The following is a 23,933-nucleotide window of genomic DNA, read 5'->3' as shown; positions in this document are numbered from 1 at the left end:
GGAAAATGCCGTCGGACTTCTCATTCATCATTAAGCCATTTGGTGCTATTTTCATCTTGGTTTCATTTTCTGCTTCTCCTTCACCTTCACACCCTGCTTCGGATCTCTCTCCTTCACGGTCCTAAATCGTTGCTTCTCACCCGAATTTCAAAAATCATAGTAATCAACAAATCCACAGGTTAGGTAGATATTCTGTGGATAATATACATACAATCGCAATATACATAAATACTATTTCGGTTGTGTGGATAATATGTGTATAAACAAAAAGCATCTCTAATTGTCCACAGCGGATGATTGATCTATCCCAGCATTTCTTTAAGTTTCGTCAGCACGTCACCAAAGGGCTGGGAGGATCTTGATTCTTCCATCAGTCGAAAGGGGTCGCCTATTGTCCGCAGCCGTTCTGTCACTGTGTGGATGGTGAAGGTTTCCGGCCGAAGATCTTCTGTGAGCTCGTGCCATTCAAGCGGAGTTGCCACCGGTGCATGTCCCGCTCCGCGGGTAGAATAAGGAGCGATAATCGTTTTTCCCCGGGCATGCTGTACATAATCCACATACAGCCGCCCACCCCGATTTTTCTTCATCCTCTCGGTCGTGAACCGTTCGGGTGCCTGCTCGCACAGATAATCCGCGGCAAACGAAGTGAAGAGCCTTGTCTCCTCGTAGGTATACGTACCAGGAAGAATCGGGATATACAGCTGCATCCCTTTACCGCCGGATGTCTTCACGAATGTTTTCAGTCCAAAACCGTCAAACACTTTTTTAAGGCGGAGAGCAGCGTCTACTGCAAGCTGAAACTTTGAGGCATCCGGCGGATCCAGATCAAAAACAATCTCATCCGGATAGGTCGATTCTTCTCCCTTCCGCAACCGTCCAAAAGGGACGTGCAGCTCCAGTGCAGCCTGGTTGCCCAGCCAGAGAAGGGTTTCCAAACTGTTGCATAACAGAAGCTCACCTTCCTCTCCGGGTACTGTTTGGACAAATGAAGGAACGGGATCCGGGGCATGCTTTTGATAAAACCGTTCCGTGTCCTCTGTGCCGTGCGGATACCGGATGACCGTGAGCGGGCGGTCCTCAAGCCAGGGCAGCAGATGGGGCGAAGCGTGCTGCAGGTAAAGAAGGTAGCCATCCTTGTCGATTCCGGCTTCGGGAAATAGCGGCTTATCCGGATTTGTCACAGTGACCCCTGGTGGAATCGGCTCAAGCGAACGCCGGTACCGTTGCACGGTGACGGTCTCCGGGTCTTCATCCAAAAGAAAACGGGAAAAGCGGGGTTCCCGCAGTTTTCCGCCGGACTCACCGATCGTCAATACTTCTGCGACGACTGCCGGTGCCAGCGTAAAGACGCCTGATGGTCCTTCTGTCCCGTTTGCTTTGAAGAGCGCTGTGAGTGTTTTAGATTCTTCTTCGGAAAAACCATGGCGCAAAGTGACGACCTCCCGCCATTCTCCTTGGTCCAGAATGCGTCCTGAAAAGTTGCTGTTTTCCGTTTCGAATCCTGTCAGAACGACCGGAACGGCCCGCCAGTTTTTCACCTTTACCCAGTCGGTGGACCGGATGCCTTCCTGCCAGCGGCTACCGCTCCGCTTTGCAACCAATCCCTCGCCATTTCCGGCGATCAGACGGCTTTTGAGCGGTTCGGGTCCGGTTCGGGCAGCCACTCCCTGCACCGAAGACGGGTCGAGGTAGTCTGTGTCCAAGGGAAAGGCGAGTGCCTGAAGCAGCTCGCCAAGCGCTTGTTTCCGCTTTTCGACAGTCATTGCCCGAAGGTCTGCACCGCTCTTCTCCAGCAGGTCGAACGCGGCAAATCGGCATGGAAACATGCGGCTCTGTTCCTCGATCGCTGACTGTGTGCGGAGTCTGGAACGGCGTGCTACGACGGAAAAATCACTTCTAACGTCGTTTAACAGAAAAACGAGCTCTCCGTCTAAAAGGAGGGGCAAGTAAGGGCGCGCTGCATCGCTTGCTTCCGAGATTGCTGCGATGATTTCAGGAAACCGGTCCGCCAGGTCATTCCCGTTCCGGCTAAGCAGGCGGATCCCGTCCTTCCGCCAGTCCAGAAGGCAACGGAAACCGTCGTATTTAACTTCATACAGCCAGCCGGAGCCCTCCGGCAGCGTTTCTGCAGGTGTGAGCTTCATCGGTTTCATGGTTTGCCTCCTTTATAGCGGCAGGATTTTCCGGGAGAGTTAAGATTACATGTCCATTCCCAGACGCCCGCTCTACTCCATTCCAGTGTGCACTCCCCGGAAAACTTCATACATAGCGGGGCGGGAACAGGACATGCTAGGGGAAAAAGCAGGTGATGGGATGCATACGGTATGGAAAGGCAGCATCAGCTTCGGACTCGTCAATATTCCGGTGAAGCTGCACGCGGCGACCGAGGACCGGGACGTCAAGCTCCGGCAGCTGCATAAAGAGTGCAACGCGCCGATCTCCTATAAGAAGGTGTGCACGGCTTGCAACGCGGAAGTGAAGCAGGAGGATATCGTGAAGGCGTACGAGTACACGAAGGGCAAGTTCGTCGTGCTTGATGAGGACGACCTGAAGGCGCTCAAAAAGGAAAATGAGGACAAGGCAGTGGAGATCGTCGACTTCGTGAAGCTGGAGGAAATCGATCCGATCTACTTTGAACGGACGTATTTTCTCGCGCCGGACAAGGGCGGGGCTAAGGCGTATGCGCTTCTCCGCGCCGCGCTGGGGGATTCGGACAAGATCGGGATTGCGAAAATCATCATCCGGCAAAAAGAGCAGCTCGCGGCGGTCCGTGTCTACAAAAATGCCCTGATGCTGGAGACGATCCATTATCCGGACGAGGTAAGAAAAGTCGAGGATGTGCCGAACGTGCCCGACGCGGAGAACGTACAGAAAAAAGAGCTGGACGTCGCCCTTATGCTGATCGAGCAGCTGACGACACCGTTCGAGCCGGAAAAGTATAAGGACGAGTACCGGGAAGCGCTCATGGAGCTGATCGAGGCGAAAAAGGCGGGCAAGGAGACCGTCACAGCGGCCGAGCGGGAAGCACCGGCCGCAACGAATGCGACCGACCTGATGGCCGCGCTTCAGGCATCTCTGGAAAAAACCACAAAGAAAAAGCCGGCCCCGAAAAAGCGTGCGGCGGCAAAGAAAAAACAGGCATAATCAGAAAAGAGATTCCGGGAATTGGACGGAATCTCTTTTTGCGTACCACATATGTTTCGGGAAATTACACAGGTTTAAATTGTCTATTAAAGATTTTGCGAATATTGTTGAATTCTCTGCAGGTTTTGTTAAGATAGTAAACATTGCTGTAACGCTTTACCGTGCTAAAGGGGGAAACAAAGATGGCGAAATCCGCCCAACCGAAACAACGCGGGGTGTTTGACCGCTTTCTCGATACTGTTGAGAGAATAGGAAACAAGCTGCCGGATCCGGTCATGCTGTTCGTCTATCTGGCCGGGGCGATCCTTGTGGCATCCGCAATATTCGGGATGATGGGAACGTCCGCGGTGAACCCCGGAACGGGAGAGAAAATCACTGTCGTCAATCTCCTGAATGGGGAGGGGCTCATCCGGATCCTGACGGAGATGGTTACGAACTTCACCAGCTTCCCGCCGCTCGGCCTGGTTCTGGTCGTCATGCTCGGGGTCGGACTGGCCGAATCGACCGGGCTGATCACCGCAATGATGAAGGCGACCGTCCTGAAGGCGCCGAAGAAAATCATCCTGCCGATTATCGTTCTTGTGGCGATTTCCGGAAACGCGGCGGCAGACGCGGCATTCGTCGTTCTTCCGCCGATCGTCGCGATGATCTTTGCCGCGCTCGGACGTCATCCGCTTGCCGGAATCGCCGTGGCCTATGCGGCGTGCGCCGGTGCTTTCGGGGCCAACCTGCTGCTGTCACTGACCGACCCGCTCGTTTACGGGTTCACGGAACCGGCGGCACATATGGTCGACCCGGATTATCAAGGAAACCCGATGATCAACTATTATTTCCTTTGCATCTCCGCGCTTATCCTGATACCGGTCGCCACATTCGTAACGAACCGGATTGTCGAGCCGCGCCTCGGCAAGTTCGAAGGCATCGTGGAGGCAGAATCAGCTGAAGCAATCACGGCTGAAGAAAAGAAGGGCCTGAAGTGGGCGGGCCTCTCGATTCTGATCACCGGAGCCATCCTCGCTTTCCTGACGCTTCCGGAAAATGCGATACTCCGGAATCCTGAAGACGGCGGACTGATCATTTCACCGTTCATGGATTCAATCATCCCGATCATGATGATCCTCTTCATCGTCCCGGCTATCGCCTACGGGAAAGCGTCTGGTGCCATTAAGAACTCAAGAGACTTTGGTGACCATCTCGGAAAAGCGATGGCCAGCATGGGGCCGTATATCGTCATCGCATTTGTCGCGGGACAGATGATCGCCTACTTTAACTGGAGCAACCTGGGACCGGTCATCGCCATCAAGGGCGCAGCGGCACTTGAAGAAATCGGTTTTACCGGATTGCCGCTTTTCCTGGGCTTCATCCTGATCGCCGCGCTTATCAACTTCCTGATCGCCAGCGCTTCAGCGAAGTGGGCCATCCTCGCGCCGGTATTTGTTCCGATGTTCCTGATGATGGGCTACGACCCGGCTGTCACGCAAGTTGCCTACCGGATCGGTGACTCGCTCACCAACCCGATCACTCCGATGTTCCCGTATTTTGCAATCGTTCTGACGTTTGCCAGGAAGTACAACCCGAAAATGGGGATGGGCACGTTCATGACGGCACTTCTGCCGTATTCGATTGCGTTTACCATCATGTGGCTCCTCCTCTTCAGCGCCTGGTTCCTCCTGGATATTCCGCTCGGACCGGGCGGGGGGATCCATCTCGGCCAATAATACAAATACCGTCCGTTTGCAGTGTATGTGGTGCAAACGGACGGTGTTTATTTTCGTTTCTTGAATTGTCGGGACCTTTGTAATGAGCCTTTCTGACTGGTTATTTATAACAATTTCTTTACTCCATTTTAACTCTGCGTGAACATTACTCCAATATAGTTGCAAGTGTTCCAGAAACATAGTTGAGGAGTGGATAGCATGCTGAAGAAATTCGGAATTGCCGCACTGGGGGCTGGTCTTATCCTGTCGGGGATGGGAGGCCTTACAGCGGCAGATGCGGCCAAGCCGGAATGGGCAGGCCAGGGAAAGCCGGAGTGGGCCGGAAAACCCGGTAAGGGAAATGGAAAGGACAAAAGCAAAATTGAAAACGTCATTTACATGATTCCGGACGGGTTAAGCGCGGATTACGCATCGAACTACCGCATCTACAAAGGCGAAGAAGCGGTTTGGGATGCCCATCTGAAAGGGATGTTCACTACATATTCGGCCAACTCGGATGTCACGGACTCCGCAGCGGCGGGAACGGCGATGGCAACTGGTGTCAAGACGGACAACGGCGTAGTCGGCCTGGATGCAGAAGGAAATGAGCTGGAGTCGATTCTTGAGGCATCGGAAAAAGCCGGCAAGTCCACGGGCCTGGTCGCCACTTCGACAATCACACACGCAACGCCGGCTTCATTCGTCGCCAATGTTGAGAGCCGGAACAATGAAACGGAAATCGCCCGCCAGATGGCGGACAGCGAAGTTGATGTTCTCCTCGGCGGAGGAAAAAACAACTTCCTGCCGGCATCCGTTGGCGGTAACCAGGAGGAGCACGATCTGATCCGGGAAGTACAGGAGCAAGGCGCTGCATATGTAGAGACCCGTGATGAGTTGTTGGATGCCGGAGACTTGGATGTGGAAAATGGCGACCGCCTGATCGGCTTGTTCGCAGATGATGCACTTGCACCGGAACTCCACCGAGGTGAAACGGAACAGCCTAGCATCGCGGAGATGACGGAAGCCGCCATCGATGCACTTGAAGAGGACGAGGACGGATTCTTCCTGGTCGTTGAGGGCAGCCAGATTGACTGGGCAGGCCATGACAATGACGCGGCATGGGCAATGTCGGACGTCGCGGCATTTGAAGAAGCTGTCGAAGAAGCCATTGAATTCGCAGAAGAAGATGGAAACACGCTTGTCGTTGTTGCGGGTGACCACGACACCGGTGGCATGACAACTGGTTCGAAGGGATCCATGGCACTGAACGCCGACATCCTGAAAGACGTGACGGCGACAGGCGATCACATGGCTGCCCAGCTGAACGAAGACCGTTCGAACGTGGCGGAAGTGGTCAAGACTTACACCGGCTTTGACCTTTCCGAAGAAGAGATCGCAACAATCGAGGCAGCAGGCAACGCCAGCCTGGCGATCAACCAGGTGATCAGCGACCGTGCAAATATTGGCTGGACAAGCACAAACCACACAGGCGCGGATATCTCGCTTTATGTGTTCGGACCGGATGCGGACAGCTTCGTGGGCTTCCATGACAACACGGATCTTCCGAAACTGATTGCAGAAGCGATGAAACTCGGCAACTGAACAGAGGCTTTTTGTTGTAAAAGAAGGGGATTGGGCAACCAATCTCCTTTTTTGTTTGGTGTATTTATTTGAATAAAGCTTTACATGATACACACATGAAAATAAAATGTCAATAATAAATTTGTGCTTTTGTCATAAAAATGTTACAATACTCGTACAATTGTTTTTGGACCCGTATTCGGAAATTCTGCTGTGTTTGACGCAGAGAGAATGGAGAATGCGTTTTTTTATATTTTCTTTATCCCATAATAAAAAAACAGTTGTTCGGGCTTTATGTTGTTAAGTGTGACGAGGGAGGAAAAAGGATCATGAATTTAGTCGATAAGAAAGTGACGCACAAGCGTTTTGGAACGGGCAGTATCGTTCATCACGACGAGTCCAGAATTGAAATAGATTTCGGCGAGGAAAATAAAACATTTTTTTTCCCCGACGCTTTCGAAAAGCACCTGGTGCTGCACGATGAAAGTGCCGCTCATTCACTCGAAGAACTGATCAAAGAAAAAGAAAGCGAACGAATCGAAGAAGAGCTGCAGAAGGAAGAGGAAAAAGAACATCTGCGGAAACAGCAGGAACTGCGCGCAGAGCATGAAAAACTGATGAAAAATCATAAGCTCCATCCGCAATCGCAGTTGGTTTTCTGGTGTGATCCGGAAGAAAAAAAGCTGGCATTCTCAAAGTGGAAAGTTTTCTCGGGTGAAATCAAAAGTGGGAAAAATAAAGGGAAGCCGAATAAACCAAGCCGTCTGCACCAAAACAGCGCGGTTCTCCTGACGGAAAGAGACTCCGACACTCCCGAAAAAGACAGGAAGGTCCTAGGGGTCTTCATGGTGGATGAAGAATTCATCGGCAAGCAGAGTGAAGACGGCATTGTTCCGGCCCATTCCCTCTATCGGATCCAGCTTACAGAGCAGGAATCGGCTAAGATGAACTTCTGGAAATACTATGCTAACGAAAAAAACCCGGATAAAATGACGTGGAACACGGGTAAATACCGTTATTTCGATAATGCATCGATGGCCCAAATTTTGCGCGATATTGTGTCGCTGAAAAGTGACCCGGAAGAAAAAGAATTGGCACAGCAATTTTTTGAGCACTTTTGCAAAATGAATCAAATCATGGAGCAAGAGCTGCCGGAACCCGATGGTGCGTTACTGCAATAATCGTAATATCTCGCCATTCGGCGGCCGGGCAAGGACAGAGAGGATAATGAAATGCCGCAGGAAAAAGATGAGATTGTCTTAAGAGGCCTCAAAGAAAACAACTTAAAAAACATCGATCTGAATCTGCCGAAAGAAAAAATCATTGTATTTACCGGTCTTTCAGGCTCGGGCAAGAGCTCGGTTGTCTTTGATACGCTGGCAACAGAGAGCAGAAGGCAGATGACATTGAATTATCCTGCCTATGTCAGGTATCAGATGCCGAGATACGAAAGGCCCCATGCCGATCTGATGCAGAACCTGAGTCCGGTGGTTGTCGTGGAGCAGAAGCCTGCGGGGGGCAATTCCCGTTCCACTGTCGGCACCTATATGGATATCGACCCGCTGATCAGACTTCTGTTCTCAAGGATCGGACAGCCGGCGATCGGTTCCGCCAATGATTTTTCCAGCCAGAGTTCATTCGGCAGATGTCCGGAATGCGGAGGGTTCGGAGAAGTGATTGCGCCGGACGTCAATAAGCTGGTCGATTTCGACAAGTCACTCAGGGAGCATGCCGTCAGGTTCAAACCGCTGTCTCCTTCCGGCTGGCAGGGCAATTGGATGATGACGTGCGGGTTGTTTGATCCGGACAAACCCATCAGGGATTACTCAGAAGAAGACCGGCGCCTGCTGCTGTATGGTCCGCGGGAAGGTGAGCGTGCATATGCGCCGTTCCACACGAAAAACGGACCCCACAATGCGGAGTGGGACGGATTGCTGCCCAGATTTACACGCGTCTACATCAATCGCGACATCTCAAAGCTCAAACAAATCTCCCAAGAGGATGTTCTGGCGGTATCGACACATTCCTTGTGCCCGACCTGCCAGGGTTCGGGCCTGAACCCGAAGGTGCTGGAATGCAGGATCAACGGCCTGAATATCGCGGAATATGACCAGCTGGAGCTTCCGGAGTTGCTGGAAGAGCTGGAGAACATTCAGGACCCGACGGGAGAATCAATTGCCAAACAGGCCATTCCCAATGTAAGGCAGTTAGTCGACATGGGGCTGGGCTATTTGAGCCTGTCCAGAAAAATGGGGACCCTTTCGGGCGGCGAAGCCCAAAGGGTGAAAATTGCCCGTCATCTGGGGAACAGCCTGAATAACCTGACCTATATTTTCGACGAACCGAGCGCGGGGCTCCATCCCGAAGAAGTGCACCTGCTCATTGGGATGCTGAAAAGGATCAAAGAGCAGCATAATACGGTGATTATCATCGAACATGATCTGTCGGTAGTAAGAGAAGCCGACCAAATCATAGAGATGGGCCCGGGAGCAGGCGTGAACGGGGGCAACGTCATCTTCCAGGGGCAATTGGCGAAATTAACAAATTCCCCGACCGCGAAAGCCCTGGAGCAGAAACTGGACATCAACGAAAACCCAAGGGATCACAAAGGCTATTTTCCGATAAGGGGAGCAAGGAACAACAACCTGAAAAACGTGGATGCGGATGTTCCAAAAGGGGTGCTGGTCTCTGTATGCGGCGTATCCGGATCAGGAAAAAGTTCCCTGATCCTGGAGGCGTTCAAGGAATGGTATCCGGAGTCCATCACAGTGGGGCAGGGCGGCATCGGGATCTCCAGCCGCTCGACCATGGCGACTTACATGGGGATCATGGATGACATCCGGGCCGCCTTTGCAAAAGCGACGGGACAGCCGGCCGGATTGTTCAGCTTCAACTCCCTTGGGGCCTGTCCGGTCTGTAAAGGAAAGGGTGTCCTGACACCGGAAGTGGCTTTTGCCGATCCGGTGACGATTCCATGCGAAGCGTGCGGCGGAACGAGATACTCGGACGAGGCCCTGTCGTACCGGTATGAGGGAAAAAACATTATTGAAATTCTGGAGCTGACCATCGACGAGGCTGCGGATTACTTTACACAGCAAAAGATCCTGAACCGGGTCAATACGCTGAAGGACGTCGGATTGGGATACCTGACTTTGGGGCAGACGACAAGCTCGTTGAGCGGAGGGGAAATCCAGCGCCTGAAACTTGCAAGCCAATTGCAGAAAGAGGGCCAGATCTACCTGCTCGACGAACCATCCCTCGGCCTGCACGCGGCAGACGATGAAAAGCTGATGGATGTCTTTCAGAAGCTGGTGGACAGGGGCAACTCGGTCATCATCATCGAACACAACCTGGACTTTATCGCGGCAAGCGACTGGGTCATCGAAATGGGGCCGGGAGGCGGAAAGCAGGGCGGACAAATCCTGTTCGAGGGGACGCCCGAAGACATGCTGAACGCCGAAACGGTGACTGCGAAATGGCTGAAAGACGGGGTTGGCTCACGTGGGCAATCAAAAACCAGATAATTTCTGTAGCCGCATTCCATATGGAGTGCGGCTTTTTCATGAATAGACACCCCTGTGAATAAACAGAAAATTCCTATACAATGAAAGGAAATCGGACTCGGAAGGCGGGATGGGGATGGAATACGATGTGATCACGGTGGGACACGGGCTTGCCGGGCTGGTAGCGGCGTCGGAGCTGGCAGGCGCAGGCAAAAAGGTGCTTCTCCTCGACCAGGAGCCGGCTTCGAATCTCGGGGGCCAGGCGTGGTGGTCATTCGGCGGGCTGTTTCTCGTGGATTCACCGGAGCAGCGCCGGATGGGCATCAAAGACTCGCATGAACTGGCCTGGCAGGACTGGCTGGGCACGGCGGGCTTTGACCGGATGAACGACGAAGACGAATGGGGCTACCAGTGGGCAAAGGCGTATGTCGACTTTGCCGCGGGCGAGAAGCGCGAGTGGCTCCGGTCGCTCGGCGTCCGGTTTTTCCCGGTCGTCGGCTGGGCGGAGCGCGGCGGGAGCCTCGCGGACGGTCACGGAAACTCCGTCCCCCGCTTCCATATCGTCTGGGGAACGGGTCCCGGAATCGTCAAACCCTTCGCAGACCGCGTGCGGCAGGGGATCCGTGACGGTCTGATCCATTACCTGCCGCGCCACCGGGTGACGGAACTCGTCACGGAAAACGGCATGGTGACAGGCGTGCGCGGGGAGAAATTGGCGGAGGACGACCGGACACGCGGCGAGAAGACGTCCCGCGAAGTGGAGCGGCTCTTTGAAGTTCGCGCCGGGGCCGTGCTCATGACGAGCGGCGGCATCGGAGGCAACCATGAGCTGGTCCGGGCAAACTGGCCGGAGCGCCTCGGCAGTCCTCCTGCACGCATGCTGACAGGCGTCCCGGCCTATGTCGACGGACACTTGCTCGGAGCGGCGGAAAAGGCCGGGGGGCGGCTCGTCAACCGCGACCGCATGTGGCACTATACCGAAGGCATCCAAAACTACGATCCGGTCTGGCCCAATCACGGCATCCGCATCCTGCCGGGACCCTCGCCGCTCTGGTTCAATGCGGAGGGGCAGCGCTTCGGCGCGCCGAACTTCCCGGGCTTTGACACGCTCTCGACACTCGAAGCGATCGGGAAAAGTGGCTACGGTTATTCCTGGTTCGTCCTGACGAAAAAGATGATCGAGAAAGAGTTCGCCCTGTCCGGTTCGGAACAGAATCCGGACCTGACCGGAAAAAGCATCCGGATGATCCTGTCGCGAGTGCTTCCGGGCGCGCCTGAGCCCGTCGAGAAGTTCATGAAGCGGGGAGAGGATTTTGTCGTCGCCAGGACGCTTCCGGAACTGGTCGACGGCATGAATGACCTGGTCGGAGAGGAGCGCATCTTCCTTGAAGAGATGGAGCGGCAGATCCGGGCCCGCGACCGCGAGATCGACAACAAATTCGCGAAGGACCTCCAGGTAATGGCGATCCGGAGCGCGCGGGCATCCATGGGCGACAAACTCGTCCGCGTCGCGCCGCCTCACCGCATCCTCGACCCCGCAGCCGGTCCGCTGATCGCGGTACGGCTGAACATTGTCAGCCGGAAGACGCTGGGCGGCCTTCAGACCAACCTGTCTGGACAAGTGCTGGGCGCGGACGGAGAACCGGTGCCGGGCCTTTACGCCGCAGGCGAGGCGTCCGGATTCGGCGGAGGCGGCGTCCACGGCTACCGGTCTCTGGAAGGCACCTTCCTCGGCGGCTGCCTGTTCTCCGGACGGCAGGCGGGCAGGGCGCTCAGTCAGGGGTAGATCTGTTGAGTCACATTGTTGGAATAAATACTTGAAATCTTCCGACCTTTTGACTGAAGATAGAAGAGGTCTACATAAGGGAGGAGATTCATGTGAAGGTACTTACACTGGTCGGCAGCCTGCGGAAGGAATCGTTCAACCTCCGTCTGGCCGAGACGATGCAGGAACGCTACAAAGATAAACTCGAGATGGAGATTGCCGATATCGGCGCGCTGCCCCATTTCGACCAGGACGAGGAGCTGGATCCGCCGGCTGCCGTTAAGGAGTTTAAGCAGAAAGTGCTGGATGCGGACGCGATCATCATCGTGACACCCGAGTACAACTGGTCGGTCCCGGGCGTCCTGAAAAACGCGCTGGACTGGACTTCGAGAGGCGAGCGGGTCATGGTCGGCAAGCCGGTCTTCCCGCTGGGCGCCTCGATGGGCATGGCGGGCACGCTCCGCGCACAGATTCACTTGCGTCAGATCCTGGTCGCGCCCGGCGTCTCCGCCAAAGTACTGCCTCCGGGCGGCAACGAAGTGCTCGTCAGCTTCGCCCAGGAGAAATTCGAAGGCGAGTCAGGCGGACTGATCGACGAGTCCACGCTGGGATTCCTGGATCAAAAAGTGGATGCGTTTATCGGGTTTGTGAAAGAGGGCTGACGTGCAGCCGGAGGCGGACTCCGGCTGTTTTTTGTGAGAGGACCGGCGAGTTTGAAGATTGCGGGCGCGAGTTTGAAGAATAAGCCTCCGAGTTTGAAGATTAGGCACGTGAGTTTGAAGAATGACGGAGGCGGAGGGTTAACATTAGCTCTTTCGGAAGCGCAAACCGGCACCTTATCTCCGCCTAATATTAAGTGGTCACTGATAAATTGCTGTTTCAACGAATCATTTCCCGGGAAACTTATTCTGCAGGAGGGGATTCCTGATGAAACTGCACGAACCGATGCCGGAACTGTCCGGCGCAACCGAATGGCTGAACGGCGAGACGACGAAAGCCGATCTGGTCGGCGAGAAGCCGACGCTGATCCACTTCTGGGCCGTCAGCTGCAACATCTGCAAGGAAACGATGCCCGAGGTTAACGAACTGCGGGACAAGTACAAGGATGAGCTGAATGTCGTGGCGGTCCATATGCCGCTCACCGGCGCGGACAACGACATGGAAAAGATCCGTGAGACTGCCGATAAATATGGTCTCACCCAGCCGGTTTTCGTAGACAGTGAGTACAAACTCACCGACGCTTTCGAAAATGAGCTGGCACCGGCGTACTATGTCTTCGACAGGGAAGGCCAGCTCCGTCATTATCAGGCAGGCAGGACGGGCCTCGATATGGTGGAGGACCGGATCGAACGGGTCATCGAACAATAAGTAAAGCCCGGTACCCCGTGTGCCGGGCTTTCCCTTGCATGGTTGCCGGGCGGCGGGGCATATGTTAATCTGGTCTCAACTTATACCGGAAAGGGATGACGAATGGGAAGATGGACAAGTGACGGAGCGCTTTAGACGAATCGGATGCTTTTTTCGAACGTCGGCGGGATCCGTCTGCCCATTTTTCCATCGTCATCCAGAACTGCAGCCGCATGCTCGCGGCTTGTTTGGCGACGCGTGAATGAGGCTTTTTCGGATCCCTCCGGCCACTATGGCCGGGGGGCTTTTTCGTGCCCTCCGGGAAACAGGGAGGAATCTGTATGTTGCTTGGAAGACTGGAGGAACTCTCCGTTATTTACGGGGACGTCACAATTTTTGAGAGGATATCGGCCGATATCCCGGAAGGTACGGTCATTGCGCTTGTCGGGCCGAACGGTGCGGGCAAGTCGACGCTGATGGAGCGGATCGCGGGCAGTCGGGAGCCGTCTTCGGGACGGGTGCGCTGGAACGGGAAGCGGCCGACAATCACTTATTTCCGGCAGGAAGAGGCATCACCTGACCTTCCGGACGATGCCGGCGACGTGCTGGCCGAACGGAAAAAATGGCGCTTATCCGAAGAGGTTGCATACAATACCGCGAGCGGGGGTGAGCGGATGAAGCTCCGGCTCTCTGCCGCCCTGGCGGAGCAAAGCGGGCTCGTCCTGCTTGATGAGCCGACCAACCACCTCGACAGTGAGGCGCTGGAGCGGCTGATCGGGCAGATCAGGGGCAGCCGGTCGACCTTCATCGTGGTGTCTCACGACCGGTATTTCGTCGACCGCGTTGCGGACCGTATCTGGGAGCTGGATCACGGCACCCTCACCGAATACGAGGGCAACTACACCGATTACAGGAACAAAAAGGAAGCCGCCCGCGCCGCACAGCAAAAGCATTACGAGCAGCAGCAGAAAAAAGTCGCTCGGGTCGAAGAGCAGCTCGCGCAGCTGTCGGACTGGTCAGACAAGGCACACCGGGAATCCACGAAAAAAGGCGGCATGAAGGAATATTACCGGATGAAAGCCAAGAAAAAGGACATCCAGGTACGCTCCAAGCGCAAACGTCTTGAAGCCGAGCTGGAGAAGGATGGCGTCGACAAGCCGGAAGAGGATGTGTCCGTGGCCTTCGACGTAAAAGGCGGACGCCGCAAGGGCATGAGGGTGTTCGAACTCAGGGACGTCTCAAAGACGTATGGAAAGCGTGAACTATTCAATAATGCGCGATTTACCGTCCTGTCCGGGGAACGCCTCGCCCTTCTCGGACCGAACGGCTCAGGCAAGACGACGCTTTTCCGCATGCTGCTCGGCGAAGAGCCATATGAAGGGGAGATCTGGCGGACAGAAGGGATGACGATTGGCGTCCTCAGCCAGTCCGTGCTGGACCTGCCGCTTGAAAAGACGATGGAAGCGTACTTTTCCGCCGCCACTTTCGAACAGCAGGGAAAGCTCCGGACAGACCTTGCGAACCTCGGCTTCACGGCGGAACACTGGACGCTTCCGCTTTCCGATCTGAGCATGGGCGAGCGGCTTAAGGTGAAGCTTATGCGGTTTATCCTGGAAGGGACTGACGTCCTGTTGCTGGATGAACCGACCAACCACCTGGATCTGCCATCACGGGAGGAACTCGAGCGGACACTCGGCACATTTCAGGGCACTCTGCTTTTCGCTTCGCACGACCGGTATTTTGCGGAAAAGCTTGCGGAAGGCATCCTGGTATTCGGAGGAGGGACAGTCCGAAAGCTGCTGATGACACCCGCCGAATGGGAAGAAAAGCAGGGTGGAACCGAAGGGGTCAGGGAAGGAAAGGCTAGGGAAGAAGAGCGCCTGCGGCTCGAGACGGAGCGCCAGGCCGTCCTCGGCAAACTCAGCTTTCTCGTGCCGGGTGACCCTGAGTATGTCGTGCTTGACCGCAGATTCCTGGAACTGACCCGAGAAATCCGGCAGCTGGAAGGGCGCTAAACGCCGATTCACCGATTGAAAACCGGTTGCTATTCTGCTATCCTTTCTTTAATATAGTTTGAATCTTCAATAAATTGAGGGGGTAGGCGCAATGGTTAGGAGATTGATCGGCAATCCGGCACCCCGCTTTGAAATGAAGGCTGTCCTGCCGAGCCGGGAATTCGGCACGGTCAGCCTTGAGGAAAATATGAGAAAAGGCAGATGGACGGTCCTGATTTTTTATCCGATGAACTTCTCGCTGGCAAGCCCGGCTGAACTCACGGCTTTTTCCGATCGTCACGTTGAGTTTGCGGAGCTGAATGCCGAAGTCATCGGGATCTCGACAGATACGGTCCACGCCCACCTCGCCTGGATCGGTCTCGCCCGCAAAAACAACGGTCCCGGCGAACTGAACTTCCCGCTCGCCTCGGACCGGAAGCTCGCCGTCTCACGCGAATACGGCATGCTCATCGAGGAAGAGGGAATCACGCTACGAGGCCTTTTCATCATCAGCCCGGAAGGCGAACTGCGCTATCAGACAGCCTTCCGTGAAGACATCGGACGCGATGTCGATGAGACGCTTCGCGTGCTCCAGGGCCTGCAGATGGGCGGCCGCCGCGCTGCGAATTGACTTGGAATGGTGACCTTATAAACAGGAGGAGATCTGATGAAAATTCGCACACCGATGCCCGAACTGGATGGCGCAACCGAATGGTTGAACGGTGTGAGGACAAGGGCGGACCTTGTCGGCGAACGGCCGACTCTGATTCATTTCTGGTCCGTCAGCTGCCGCCTCTGCAAGGACATGATGCCTCATGTAAGGGCGATCCAAGACAAGTACCGGGACCGGCTGAATGTCATCGCGGTCCATATGCCGCGCTCAAGGGAAGACACAGACTCGGTAAAAGTCAGGAAAGCGGCCGCAGCACACGGCATTACGGAGCCGGTTTTTGTCGACAGCAGGAGCAAGCTGACCGCCGAATTCGGCAACCGGTATGTGCCTGCCTATTACGTCTTCGATAAAAATGGACGCCTCCGGCATTATCATGCGGGTGAAGGCGGTATGTATGTACTGGAAAAGCGCATTAGCCGACTCCTTGAAGATGAATAAATGAGCCGGCAGCACCCAGATGATGGGTGCTGCCGGCTTTTAAGTTGAAATCTTTAACCGGGAGCCGGAAAAGGTCATTCCAGAACGGTGACACCGGAGTCCGTTCCGCCGGCTGGCCTCTCCTCCAGCTTTACCTTCGTCACCGCCAGCGAGCCGATCAGAATCAGTTCAAACAGGTTGGTCGCGGCTTCGCTCGGGATGTCCGGATTAAACATGCTGCCGATGGTCATGGCAATCGTACCGGCCAGCATCCACCAGGAACCGGCTTTCCATGCGAGGAAAATGCCGGCGATCAGAAGCGCGGCAAGAACAATCAGGATCATGGCCGGCGGCCCGGATGCTTCCTCCGCTGACGAGTAGCTAAGCACACCGTAGCTTTCGCTTTTCTCAAGCTTAAGGTCGCTGAGCACAGTGGCGTATTCAACTACGACTGCTGCGATGGTGGCTGCCCAGAACAACAGGGCCGCCCATCCCTTCTGTGCCCATCCGATCCCCGCCTGCCGCATCGCGCCGAGTGAGAACAGGATGAGCGTGGGTGTCACAAGGGCGTGCAGCCAAAAGCGGGCAAGGCTGAGACCTTCCAAAAGCGTGCCTTCGCCGATCAGGCTTCCGATTGCCAGAATGCCATTGTCATAGACGAGCGCCAGCGCGACTGCCGCCAGGACACTCATCAGGGTCCAGAAACGCTGTTTCTTCAGCACCCAGACCAGCAGCCCCAGATAAGCCAGGGCAAACGCCCCGAAAATATACGGATCCATTTCATCACTCCTGTGTCCGGTTTCCTGGACAGTTTCTTCCACTCTTCCCTAAAGTAGGACGCATGAAAACTTCTCGATTGTTATATAACAGAAACGGACAGCACCTCAGTGGGCGCTGTCCGTCTTGGCTTTTCTCGGCCAAATAAAATATGAAAGTGAGAGGGCGACGTCGATGGCGGCGACAAGTGTCCATACTTTCAGGATTTGAAGGAGGGTTTCGGTTTGCTCAGGGTTGCCGGCAAGGTAAATCAGGAAAAACAGATAACCACCGCCCAGTATCCAGGCGAGCACGTGAAGAAGGCTGCCTGACAGTTCATACCGGGCATGGTCGTAACCATACCGCTTCACTGGCTTCGGCCCAATTTTCATGATGTGGTAACGGAAGCGCTCATCCGCCCACCGGATCATCCGCTTTCCAAACGTGAGCGAGACGCCAAGATAAATGGCGGCGATGCCATGGGCTGCCGTGGCAGTCGCATTATTGGCGAGGATATCATAGGTTGTCGCGATCAGCAGCGTCAGGTCCAGCACCGGCGTCATGGCGAGCAGCAGCAGTCCGAGACGTTTTCTTCCGAGCAGATAGCGTGTGACCAGGCCGGCAGCGATAAACACCCAGAATCCAATTTCCACGGTGATGATCAGGTAGGCGATGAAGCTCATGTTTTCGCTCCTTTTTAATACATCTGTATTATTTAGATTTTAGCATAGAATATTTATTTAGCACAAATGTTTTATTTAAAAAACGATGATATAATAGGGGTATGCCAAAAATCGTGAATCATGAAGAGCGGCGCGAGCAGATTGCGGAAGCCATGTGGCGGGTCATCCTGGAAAAGGGCATGGAAGGGGCGACGGTTCGTAACATTGCCGGGGAAGCAGGGCTGTCAACAGGTGCCCTGCGGCATTATTTTAGAGACCAGGATGAACTGCTGGTGTACGCGATGCGTCTTGTCAATGAGCGGGTTGAAAAACGGGCGATGGTCATTTTGCAGGAGGAGCTTCCTCCCAAAGAGAAAGTGATCCGGGTACTCCTGGAGATCGTGCCGGTCGACGAGGAGCGGCGTGCGGAGATGGACGTATGGTTCACTTTCCAGGCACATATCCGCCACCGGAAAGATCTGGAGGGTGCACCCGGCCATGAACTGGGTGCTGCCATCAGCAAGCTGTTCGACTTTCTGGCCCATGAAGGGGCGCTGAAGGAGGATTTGGATATCGAACTCGAGGCCGAACGGCTTTATTCGATCGCCGACGGGCTTGCGCTCCATGCCTTTCTTGAACCGGATCGGCTCCGGGCGGACACAGTTGAAGCGCTCATCCGCGATTCGGTCGGCAGGATCTGCAGGTGAGGAACCTGCTTGCAAAATATTCCGATCATGATATAGTGGGTGTGAAAACTGAACATGAACTGCCACTGGGGGAGCCTTTCAGAAAGGCTGAGACGCGCATGGGCTGCGCGGACCCTTGGAACCTGATCCGGATCATACCGGCGTAGGGAAGTGGGGCCTGCAGCTTTGCTGTATCCGAATATACATTCAGGCCGCCTTCCGCGTTGATCCGGAAGGCGGCTTTTTCGTGTTTCCCAATCAGGAAAGGGGATGGAGAAGATGGGGTTTTGTGAACGGGTACGGCGGGAGTGCGACGGGATCTGGGAGGCAAGTTTCCGGCATCCTTTCGTGGAGGCGCTTGCGGGCGGGACGCTCGATGAGGACATCTTCCGGTTTTATGTGCTGCAGGATGCGTACTACCTGTCGCATTTCGCCAAGGTCCAGGCACTTGGCGCGGTGAAGGCAAAGGACCTGCTGACGACACAAAGCTTTGCCGGGCATGCGGAAGCGACCTGCTCCGCGGAACTGGCGCTTCACGAGGAATTCTTCACGATGCTCGGCGTGACCCCGGAAGAGCATGCGGAGTTCCGGCCGGCGCCGACCACGTACGCCTACACGTCGCATATGTACCGGGCGGCCGTCGAGGGCGACCTTGCCGATGTGCTTGCGGCACTGCTGCCGTGCTACTGGCTGTATTGGGAGATCGGTGAACGGCTGAAGGGCGCCGAGCCGGGTCACCCGATCTATGACAAGTGGATTGCGACCTATGGCTCCGAGTGGTTCGGCGGGCTGGTGAACGAGCAGATCGAGAGGATGAACCGGCTGGCGGAAGGGCTGCCGGAAGAACGGATTCTGGAGCTTGCGGAGCGGTTCCGCAAAAGCAGCATCTATGAGCTGAACTTCTGGGGAATGGCCTGGACAAAGGAACAGTGGGAAACGCCGGAAATGGAGGGCGTCCGATGAGCAATCTGTTGTCGGAACTCCGTGAAAGGCGGCCGCTTGTCCACTGCATGACGAATATTGTCGTCGCGAACTTCCAGGCAAACGGACTGCTGGCCCTCGGGGCCTCCCCCGTCATGGCGGACGCACGGGAAGAAGTTGAAGAAATGGCGGCGGCCGCGTCCTGCACGGTGCTGAATATCGGCACGCTCCACAGGGAGTCGCTGGAGGCGATGGAAATGGCGGGCAAGGCGGCGAATGGTGCAGGGAATCCCGTCGTGCTGGATCCGGTCGGCGCCGGCGCGACGCGGTTCCGCCGGGATGCCGTCAGCCGGCTGCTCGGGTCGGTGAATATCACCCTGATCCGAGGCAACACAGGAGAACTTGCCGCGCTTGCGGGCGTGGACTGGAAGGCGTCGGGGGTGGACGCGGGAGATGGTGAAATGGATGTGGAGACCGTTGCCGCACAGGTGGCGCGGAATTATGACTGTCTTGTCGCGGTGACCGGAGCAACGGATGTACTGACGGATGGGAAACGGACCATGCGCATCAGCGGAGGACATCCGGTCATGAGCAGGATCACCGGTTCCGGCTGTTTGCTGAGCGCGGTGTGCGGAGCGTTTCTCGCGGCGGGCAAGGGAGACCCGTTCCATTCGGTTGCAGCGGCGCTCGCCTTCTACAAGGCTGCGGGAAAGCGGGCGGCGGAAGTGTCGTCGCTTCCGGGAAGCTTCCTTCCTGCATTTATGGACCAGCTGGCACTTATCGGAGACAGAGATTTCACAGTTCCGGAATCTGCAAAGGAGGTGCGGGCATGACGGGTGTGGCGTTGACAATTGCCGGGTCGGACTCGGGCGGCGGCGCGGGCATCCAGGCGGATCTGAAGACCTTTCAGGAGCTGGGCGTGTTCGGCACGTCCGCGCTTACCGCCGTCACCGCCCAGAACACGCTTGGCGTGCACGGCGTCTGGCCGCTTGGCCCGGAGGCGGTGCGCGCACAGATGGATGCGGTATTTGCAGACTTTGACGTGGCCGCCGCAAAAACCGGCATGCTGTTTTCAGGGGAGATCATCCGTGAAGTCGCGGCGGGCCTTGCTGCGGCAGGCAATCCGATGCTAGTCGTGGACCCCGTCATGATTGCGAAAGGCGGCGCGCATCTGCTTCGGGAAGAGGCAGTGGAAGCCATGCGGCAGAAGATCCTGCCGCTCGCCACGGTCATCACGCCGAATCTTCCGGAGGCGGAAGTGCTTGCCGGGATGACGGTCCGGACCCCGGAAGACATGGAAGAGGCCGGCCGCAGGCTGATCGCGATGGGAACCAGGTCCGTTGTCGTCAAGGGAGGCCATCTTGAGAAAGAAGAGCGGGCTTGCGACCTGTTCATGGACGGACGCGGGGAGCGGATCTGGCTGTCGGCGGATCGGATCCGGACAACGGACACACACGGCACGGGCTGCACCTTCTCTGCAGCGCTCACGGCATTTCTTGCGGCCGGGGAACCGCTTGAAAAAGCAGTTGTGGGAGCCAAGCGGTTCATCCACGCAGCGATTTCCTACGGACTCGGGCTCGGGGCGGGACATGGTCCGACCAATCATTGGGCGTACCACCGGGCAGGCAGTGCTCTGAAGGGAGAGGTGCTCGTTGATTCGTGAAAAGCTTGGCGTTTACTTTATCATGGGCAGCCGGAATGCCGGCGCGATCGATCCCCTGGAGGTGCTGGAGGCGGCGCTGAGGGGCGGCATCACCTGCTTCCAGCTGAGGGAAAAGGGTCCCGGTGCGCTTGCGGGAAGTGAGTTGCGGACGTTTGGGAAGGCTTGCCGGGATCTTTGCCGGACGTACGGCGTGCCATTTATTGTGAATGATGATGTCAGCCTGGCGCTGGAGCTCGGGGCGGACGGTGTCCATATCGGTCAGGAGGACGGCGACGCCGGGGAAGTGCGCCAACAGATCGGCAGCCGGATTCTCGGCGTCTCGGCGCACAACCTGGAAGAAGTGCGGAAAGCCGCTGACGCGGGGGCAGACTACATCGGCATCGGCCCGGTCTGTGCAACAACTTCCAAGCCGGACGCCCGCCCCGTCTGCGGCACACAACCGCTCCGGGAGGCGGCAGAGGCATTCCCCGACCTGCCGTCGGTCGGCATCGGCGGCATCACCAAGGACAACGCGGGTTCCGTCATTGCGGCTGGCGCTTCCGGCGTCTCCGTCATCACGGCAATCTCCCTTGCTGCCGATCCGGATAAGGCCGCAAGGGAGATCCGGCAGGCGGTTGAAGAAGCATTTGAGCGGAAGGGACGTGCGGTCAGATGAAATGGAATACCAGGACACTGGTCCTCATGACGATGTTCACGGCCATTGCCGTCGCGGGCTCGGTATTCGTTTCCTTCCCGGCCGGCGTGGCACGGGCCTATCCGGTGCAGCACGCGGTGAACGTCATCTCGGCCATTTCACTCGGTCCGGGTCCGGCCGTCGGGATCGCTTTTCTAACGGCACTGATCCGCATCCTCACCGGGACCGGTTCACTGCTCGCTTTCCCGGGCGGCATGATCGGCGCGCTGTTCGCGGGCCTGTTGTACCGGAAGACGGGCAGGGCGTGGACGGCATCCGCCGGCGAGATGATCGGAACCGGAGTCGTTGCATCGCTCCTTGCTGCACCCTACGCCAATCTCCTGATGGGCGCATCGGTTGGCGCTTTCTTTTTCCTGCCCGCTTTCCTCGTCTCGAGCGCCAGCGGCGCGCTGATCGGCCTGGCCATTGCGTTGCGGCTGGAGTCGGCGGACAGACTGCCCGTAATTGGTAACCGCTTATAGAATCATGTGGGTGCCCGGCTAAGCCAGTATTACTTACCATGAGGCCTCACACAGCTTCTGTGAGCGCTAATAGAAGCCCGGAAAGCTCCATTTCCCGGGAAACATTGGCATAAGTAAAAGCGGAGGCGCGCGGCCTCCGCTTTTGGTAATTCCATTATACCATTCAACAGCGCGAATGTTCAGTCTTTCATTGCAGCCCGGGGTCCGCTACGCTTGGTGCAGGGGGCGATACGGATGGAAGGACTGCCGGCAGGAAAGGTATTTCTCGTTGATCATGATGACAGATGGAAGGAATCATTCCGGGAAGAAGCGGTATTGCTGCGGCAATTGCTCGATCCTCATGTGGTTGCGGTTGAACACATCGGCAGCACGGCGGTGCCGCAGTTGAAAGCGAAGCCGCTGATCGACCTGCTTATCGGGCTGAATGATCTGGCCGATTACGGGCATTTTGATTTTAAGGCGCTTGCTGCCCGTGGCTATTACCGGCTTCGCAACGATCCAATTGACGGAAAACGGGTCATTGCGAAATTCCGGCAGCTCGACCCGCCGGTCAAGACCCATGTCGTGCACATCGTCGAACATGGAGGTGACTGGTGGCAAAAGCATCTGCTGTTCCGCGACCGGCTTCGGAAGGATCGAGGAATAGCAGAGGATTATGAGCGCCTGAAGCTTAAACTGGCGGAGCGGCATTCCGGCGACGAACGGGCCTATGCAGATGCAAAGCTGGAATTTGTAGAAAGGGTTCTCGCTGGAAATTAAAAACCCCCGCTCGAAGCGGGGGGATCAATTTTCCGGGTCCTCCGGTTCTTCCGGAAAAAGGAACCAGGAAATGACACCGCTCAGGAGGCCGGCGCCAATTGTGATATACATGCGGTGTGTTCCGGGTAGGTCCTGGAATTCCTTGTTCAGATACCACCAGGCCAGACCGGCGACGATGAGCATGAGGGGAATGGCAAATTTAAGTGCTCGTTTCAATCGGAGTCATCCTTTGTGTGTTGTTGACCCGATTTTACCACAACAGATCAGTAGCGACGTCCCCGGAAGGATCCTGGTCCGCCAAAACCTGGTCCGCCAAAGCCAGGACCTCCGAATCCTGGACCATTAGCGTAGATATTGCGGCCCGGAACGGTTGTTTCGCTCTCGGTGAAGTAGTGGCGCGGCACGTTCACGACGTTCTGCCGGTTGACGTTTACAATCGGATGGACGAACGGAACTTCGCACTCTGTGAAGGTGTCATGGAACCGGTATGTCGGCGGGCAGACGATCGGTTGCCTGACGCACTTGTGGCATCTGCAGCCGTGACCATGTCCATGGTGATGGTGATGCATATGTCGCCTCATGGTAAGCACCTCCTCTCTTTTCTTATTACATGCATGAGAACGGGAGCCGGGTGGACGCTCGTCACGTCCCGGTCCTGTTTTGCACATTGGAGGAGTGGGAATACATGTAGAAGGAGAGAAACAGCCGGGAGGAGGCAATCGTAATGAAGAAAGAACGCATCGTGCTGTTTGACGGGACCTGCAATTTCTGTGACAAAAGCGTCCAGTTTATCATCAAGCGGGACCCTGTCGGGCATTTTAAATACGCATCGCTGCAAAGTGATGTCGGCCAGGAGCTGAGAAAGAAAACCGGGATTCCGGACGATGTCGACTCAATGGTGCTGATTGAAGGGGACAAGGTATACACCAAGTCCTCCGCAGCACTGCACATCGCGAAGAAACTCGACGGCCTATGGCACCTGGCCTTCCTGTTTATCCTCGTGCCGAAACCGCTCCGTGACCGCGCTTATGACTATATAGCGGAAAACCGCTACAAGTGGTTCGGCCAGAAAACCGAAGAAGAGGCCTGCAGACTGCCGCCCCGGAACATCCGGGAACGCTTCCTTGCATAACAACCGCGGATTTCCGCGGTTCAGACTGTAGACAAAGTGAGTGAACTACTCCTTGGTCTGCAGTTTTTTCTATTCCTG

At 56.0% G+C, this 23,933-nt stretch carries 24 protein-coding genes and 1 riboswitch; of the genes, 19 read left to right on the top strand and 5 right to left on the bottom strand.

The features are described 5' to 3' along the window. Positions 1–302: 302 nt before the first annotated feature. On the bottom strand, positions 303–2,153 hold the full coding sequence (locus DZC51_RS06950; RefSeq protein ID WP_157294659.1) for a DNA ligase D: 1,851 nt from the start codon (positions 2,151–2,153) through the stop codon (positions 303–305). Positions 2,154–2,313: 160 nt separating this feature from the next. Between DZC51_RS06950 and ku the strand changes: the two genes are divergently transcribed. The 11 genes from ku (at position 2,314) to DZC51_RS06895 (ending at position 16,142) form a co-directional block, all read left to right on the top strand. After that, positions 2,314–3,144, top strand: coding sequence for a non-homologous end joining protein Ku (ku, locus tag DZC51_RS06945; protein ID WP_157294658.1), 831 nt, complete (start codon positions 2,314–2,316; stop codon positions 3,142–3,144). Between the two features lie 182 nt (positions 3,145–3,326). Next, on the top strand, positions 3,327–4,862 hold the full coding sequence (locus DZC51_RS06940; RefSeq protein WP_157294657.1) for an AbgT family transporter: 1,536 nt from the start codon (positions 3,327–3,329) through the stop codon (positions 4,860–4,862). 198 nt (positions 4,863–5,060) lie between these two features. Further along, on the top strand, positions 5,061–6,443 hold the full coding sequence (locus DZC51_RS06935) for an alkaline phosphatase (RefSeq protein WP_157294656.1): 1,383 nt from the start codon (positions 5,061–5,063) through the stop codon (positions 6,441–6,443). Between the two features lie 308 nt (positions 6,444–6,751). Then, positions 6,752–7,603, top strand: a complete 852-nt coding sequence (locus tag DZC51_RS06930) for a malate synthase (RefSeq protein WP_157294655.1) — start codon at positions 6,752–6,754, stop codon at positions 7,601–7,603. Between the two features lie 51 nt (positions 7,604–7,654). Continuing rightward, the gene (locus DZC51_RS06925) at positions 7,655–9,946 is read left to right on the top strand and encodes an ATP-binding cassette domain-containing protein (RefSeq protein WP_157294654.1); all 2,292 of its coding nucleotides are present in this window, start codon (positions 7,655–7,657) and stop codon (positions 9,944–9,946) included. Positions 9,947–10,061: 115 nt separating this feature from the next. Further along, entirely contained in the window at positions 10,062–11,711 is a 1,650-nt protein-coding gene (locus DZC51_RS06920) for an FAD-binding dehydrogenase (protein WP_157294653.1), read from the top strand. A gap of 92 nt (positions 11,712–11,803) precedes the next feature. Next, a complete protein-coding gene (locus tag DZC51_RS06915; protein WP_157294652.1) occupies positions 11,804–12,352 on the top strand; it encodes an NADPH-dependent FMN reductase in 549 nt (182 codons plus the stop codon). A 265-nt stretch (positions 12,353–12,617) separates the two neighbouring features. Continuing rightward, positions 12,618–13,058: a TlpA family protein disulfide reductase gene (locus DZC51_RS06910; protein WP_157294651.1), complete on the top strand. Its 441-nt coding sequence runs from the start codon at positions 12,618–12,620 to the stop codon at positions 13,056–13,058. Positions 13,059–13,378: 320 nt separating this feature from the next. Then, the gene (abc-f, locus tag DZC51_RS06905) at positions 13,379–15,052 is read left to right on the top strand and encodes a ribosomal protection-like ABC-F family protein (protein ID WP_157294650.1); all 1,674 of its coding nucleotides are present in this window, start codon (positions 13,379–13,381) and stop codon (positions 15,050–15,052) included. 91 nt (positions 15,053–15,143) lie between these two features. After that, a complete protein-coding gene (locus tag DZC51_RS06900; RefSeq protein WP_157294649.1) occupies positions 15,144–15,662 on the top strand; it encodes a peroxiredoxin in 519 nt (172 codons plus the stop codon). Between the two features lie 36 nt (positions 15,663–15,698). Continuing rightward, positions 15,699–16,142 (top strand): redoxin domain-containing protein, encoded by a 444-nt coding sequence (locus tag DZC51_RS06895; RefSeq protein WP_157294648.1) that lies wholly within the window; start codon positions 15,699–15,701, stop codon positions 16,140–16,142. 74 nt (positions 16,143–16,216) lie between these two features. Here the strand turns inward: DZC51_RS06895 and DZC51_RS06890 are convergent, their stop codons facing one another. Both DZC51_RS06890 and DZC51_RS06885 read right to left on the bottom strand, forming a co-directional pair. Beyond that, positions 16,217–16,900 (bottom strand): phospholipid phosphatase, encoded by a 684-nt coding sequence (locus DZC51_RS06890; protein WP_157294647.1) that lies wholly within the window; start codon positions 16,898–16,900, stop codon positions 16,217–16,219. Between the two features lie 105 nt (positions 16,901–17,005). Next, positions 17,006–17,560, bottom strand: coding sequence for a hypothetical protein (locus tag DZC51_RS06885; RefSeq protein ID WP_157294646.1), 555 nt, complete (start codon positions 17,558–17,560; stop codon positions 17,006–17,008). A gap of 101 nt (positions 17,561–17,661) precedes the next feature. Between DZC51_RS06885 and DZC51_RS06880 the strand changes: the two genes are divergently transcribed. From DZC51_RS06880 to DZC51_RS06850, 7 genes are all read left to right on the top strand, one after another. Then, a complete protein-coding gene (locus tag DZC51_RS06880) occupies positions 17,662–18,246 on the top strand; it encodes a TetR/AcrR family transcriptional regulator (RefSeq protein ID WP_157294645.1) in 585 nt (194 codons plus the stop codon). 57 nt (positions 18,247–18,303) lie between these two features. Continuing rightward, positions 18,304–18,412, top strand: a riboswitch (TPP riboswitch). A 92-nt stretch (positions 18,413–18,504) separates the two neighbouring features. Beyond that, a complete protein-coding gene (gene tenA, locus DZC51_RS06875) occupies positions 18,505–19,188 on the top strand; it encodes a thiaminase II (RefSeq protein ID WP_157294644.1) in 684 nt (227 codons plus the stop codon). Then, entirely contained in the window at positions 19,185–19,979 is a 795-nt protein-coding gene (gene thiM, locus DZC51_RS06870) for a hydroxyethylthiazole kinase (RefSeq protein WP_157294643.1), read from the top strand. Before tenA ends, thiM begins: the two co-directional genes overlap by 4 nt. Next, positions 19,976–20,809 (top strand): bifunctional hydroxymethylpyrimidine kinase/phosphomethylpyrimidine kinase, encoded by an 834-nt coding sequence (thiD, locus tag DZC51_RS06865; protein WP_157294642.1) that lies wholly within the window; start codon positions 19,976–19,978, stop codon positions 20,807–20,809. The genes thiM and thiD overlap by 4 nt, the downstream gene beginning before the upstream one ends. Before the next feature lie 22 nt (positions 20,810–20,831). Next, positions 20,832–21,464, top strand: a complete 633-nt coding sequence (thiE, locus tag DZC51_RS06860) for a thiamine phosphate synthase (protein WP_232524089.1) — start codon at positions 20,832–20,834, stop codon at positions 21,462–21,464. Continuing rightward, positions 21,461–21,964, top strand: coding sequence for an energy coupling factor transporter S component ThiW (gene thiW, locus DZC51_RS06855; RefSeq protein ID WP_157294640.1), 504 nt, complete (start codon positions 21,461–21,463; stop codon positions 21,962–21,964). Before thiE ends, thiW begins: the two co-directional genes overlap by 4 nt. A gap of 234 nt (positions 21,965–22,198) precedes the next feature. Next, on the top strand, positions 22,199–22,723 hold the full coding sequence (locus tag DZC51_RS06850; RefSeq protein ID WP_157294639.1) for a GrpB family protein: 525 nt from the start codon (positions 22,199–22,201) through the stop codon (positions 22,721–22,723). Between the two features lie 24 nt (positions 22,724–22,747). Here DZC51_RS06850 and DZC51_RS06845 read toward each other — a convergent pair whose 3' ends face one another. Both DZC51_RS06845 and DZC51_RS16270 read right to left on the bottom strand, forming a co-directional pair. Then, positions 22,748–22,939, bottom strand: coding sequence for a histidine kinase (locus DZC51_RS06845; RefSeq protein ID WP_232524081.1), 192 nt, complete (start codon positions 22,937–22,939; stop codon positions 22,748–22,750). Positions 22,940–22,986: 47 nt separating this feature from the next. Further along, positions 22,987–23,304 (bottom strand): hypothetical protein, encoded by a 318-nt coding sequence (locus DZC51_RS16270; protein ID WP_232524080.1) that lies wholly within the window; start codon positions 23,302–23,304, stop codon positions 22,987–22,989. Positions 23,305–23,447: 143 nt separating this feature from the next. Between DZC51_RS16270 and DZC51_RS06835 the strand changes: the two genes are divergently transcribed. Beyond that, positions 23,448–23,855, top strand: coding sequence for a thiol-disulfide oxidoreductase DCC family protein (locus tag DZC51_RS06835; RefSeq protein WP_157294638.1), 408 nt, complete (start codon positions 23,448–23,450; stop codon positions 23,853–23,855). Positions 23,856–23,933 lie beyond the last annotated feature (78 nt).

The organism is Bhargavaea sp. CC-171006 (assembly GCF_009761675.1).
Taxonomy (GTDB): domain Bacteria; phylum Bacillota; class Bacilli; order Bacillales_A; family Planococcaceae; genus Bhargavaea; species Bhargavaea changchunensis.
This window is presented reverse-complemented; position numbering and strand designations above follow the sequence as displayed.

What these genes read in the sequence shown, in the direction of transcription:
- DZC51_RS06950 (WP_157294659.1), bottom strand. Translation starts at nt 2,153, where the DNA reads ATGAAACCGATGAAGCTCACACCTGCAGAAACGCTGCCGGAGGGCTCC.
- ku (WP_157294658.1), top strand. Translation starts at nt 2,314, where the DNA reads ATGCATACGGTATGGAAAGGCAGCATCAGCTTCGGACTCGTCAATATT.
- DZC51_RS06940 (WP_157294657.1), top strand. Translation starts at nt 3,327, where the DNA reads ATGGCGAAATCCGCCCAACCGAAACAACGCGGGGTGTTTGACCGCTTT.
- DZC51_RS06935 (WP_157294656.1), top strand. Translation starts at nt 5,061, where the DNA reads ATGCTGAAGAAATTCGGAATTGCCGCACTGGGGGCTGGTCTTATCCTG.
- DZC51_RS06930 (WP_157294655.1), top strand. Translation starts at nt 6,752, where the DNA reads ATGAATTTAGTCGATAAGAAAGTGACGCACAAGCGTTTTGGAACGGGC.
- DZC51_RS06925 (WP_157294654.1), top strand. Translation starts at nt 7,655, where the DNA reads ATGCCGCAGGAAAAAGATGAGATTGTCTTAAGAGGCCTCAAAGAAAAC.
- DZC51_RS06920 (WP_157294653.1), top strand. Translation starts at nt 10,062, where the DNA reads ATGGAATACGATGTGATCACGGTGGGACACGGGCTTGCCGGGCTGGTA.
- DZC51_RS06910 (WP_157294651.1), top strand. Translation starts at nt 12,618, where the DNA reads ATGAAACTGCACGAACCGATGCCGGAACTGTCCGGCGCAACCGAATGG.
- abc-f (WP_157294650.1), top strand. Translation starts at nt 13,379, where the DNA reads ATGTTGCTTGGAAGACTGGAGGAACTCTCCGTTATTTACGGGGACGTC.
- DZC51_RS06900 (WP_157294649.1), top strand. Translation starts at nt 15,144, where the DNA reads ATGGTTAGGAGATTGATCGGCAATCCGGCACCCCGCTTTGAAATGAAG.
- DZC51_RS06895 (WP_157294648.1), top strand. Translation starts at nt 15,699, where the DNA reads ATGAAAATTCGCACACCGATGCCCGAACTGGATGGCGCAACCGAATGG.
- DZC51_RS06890 (WP_157294647.1), bottom strand. Translation starts at nt 16,900, where the DNA reads ATGGATCCGTATATTTTCGGGGCGTTTGCCCTGGCTTATCTGGGGCTG.
- DZC51_RS06885 (WP_157294646.1), bottom strand. Translation starts at nt 17,560, where the DNA reads ATGAGCTTCATCGCCTACCTGATCATCACCGTGGAAATTGGATTCTGG.
- DZC51_RS06880 (WP_157294645.1), top strand. Translation starts at nt 17,662, where the DNA reads ATGCCAAAAATCGTGAATCATGAAGAGCGGCGCGAGCAGATTGCGGAA.
- tenA (WP_157294644.1), top strand. Translation starts at nt 18,505, where the DNA reads ATGGGGTTTTGTGAACGGGTACGGCGGGAGTGCGACGGGATCTGGGAG.
- thiM (WP_157294643.1), top strand. Translation starts at nt 19,185, where the DNA reads ATGAGCAATCTGTTGTCGGAACTCCGTGAAAGGCGGCCGCTTGTCCAC.
- thiD (WP_157294642.1), top strand. Translation starts at nt 19,976, where the DNA reads ATGACGGGTGTGGCGTTGACAATTGCCGGGTCGGACTCGGGCGGCGGC.
- thiE (WP_232524089.1), top strand. Translation starts at nt 20,832, where the DNA reads ATGGGCAGCCGGAATGCCGGCGCGATCGATCCCCTGGAGGTGCTGGAG.
- thiW (WP_157294640.1), top strand. Translation starts at nt 21,461, where the DNA reads ATGAAATGGAATACCAGGACACTGGTCCTCATGACGATGTTCACGGCC.
- DZC51_RS06850 (WP_157294639.1), top strand. Translation starts at nt 22,199, where the DNA reads ATGGAAGGACTGCCGGCAGGAAAGGTATTTCTCGTTGATCATGATGAC.
- DZC51_RS16270 (WP_232524080.1), bottom strand. Translation starts at nt 23,304, where the DNA reads ATGAGGCGACATATGCATCACCATCACCATGGACATGGTCACGGCTGC.
- DZC51_RS06835 (WP_157294638.1), top strand. Translation starts at nt 23,448, where the DNA reads ATGAAGAAAGAACGCATCGTGCTGTTTGACGGGACCTGCAATTTCTGT.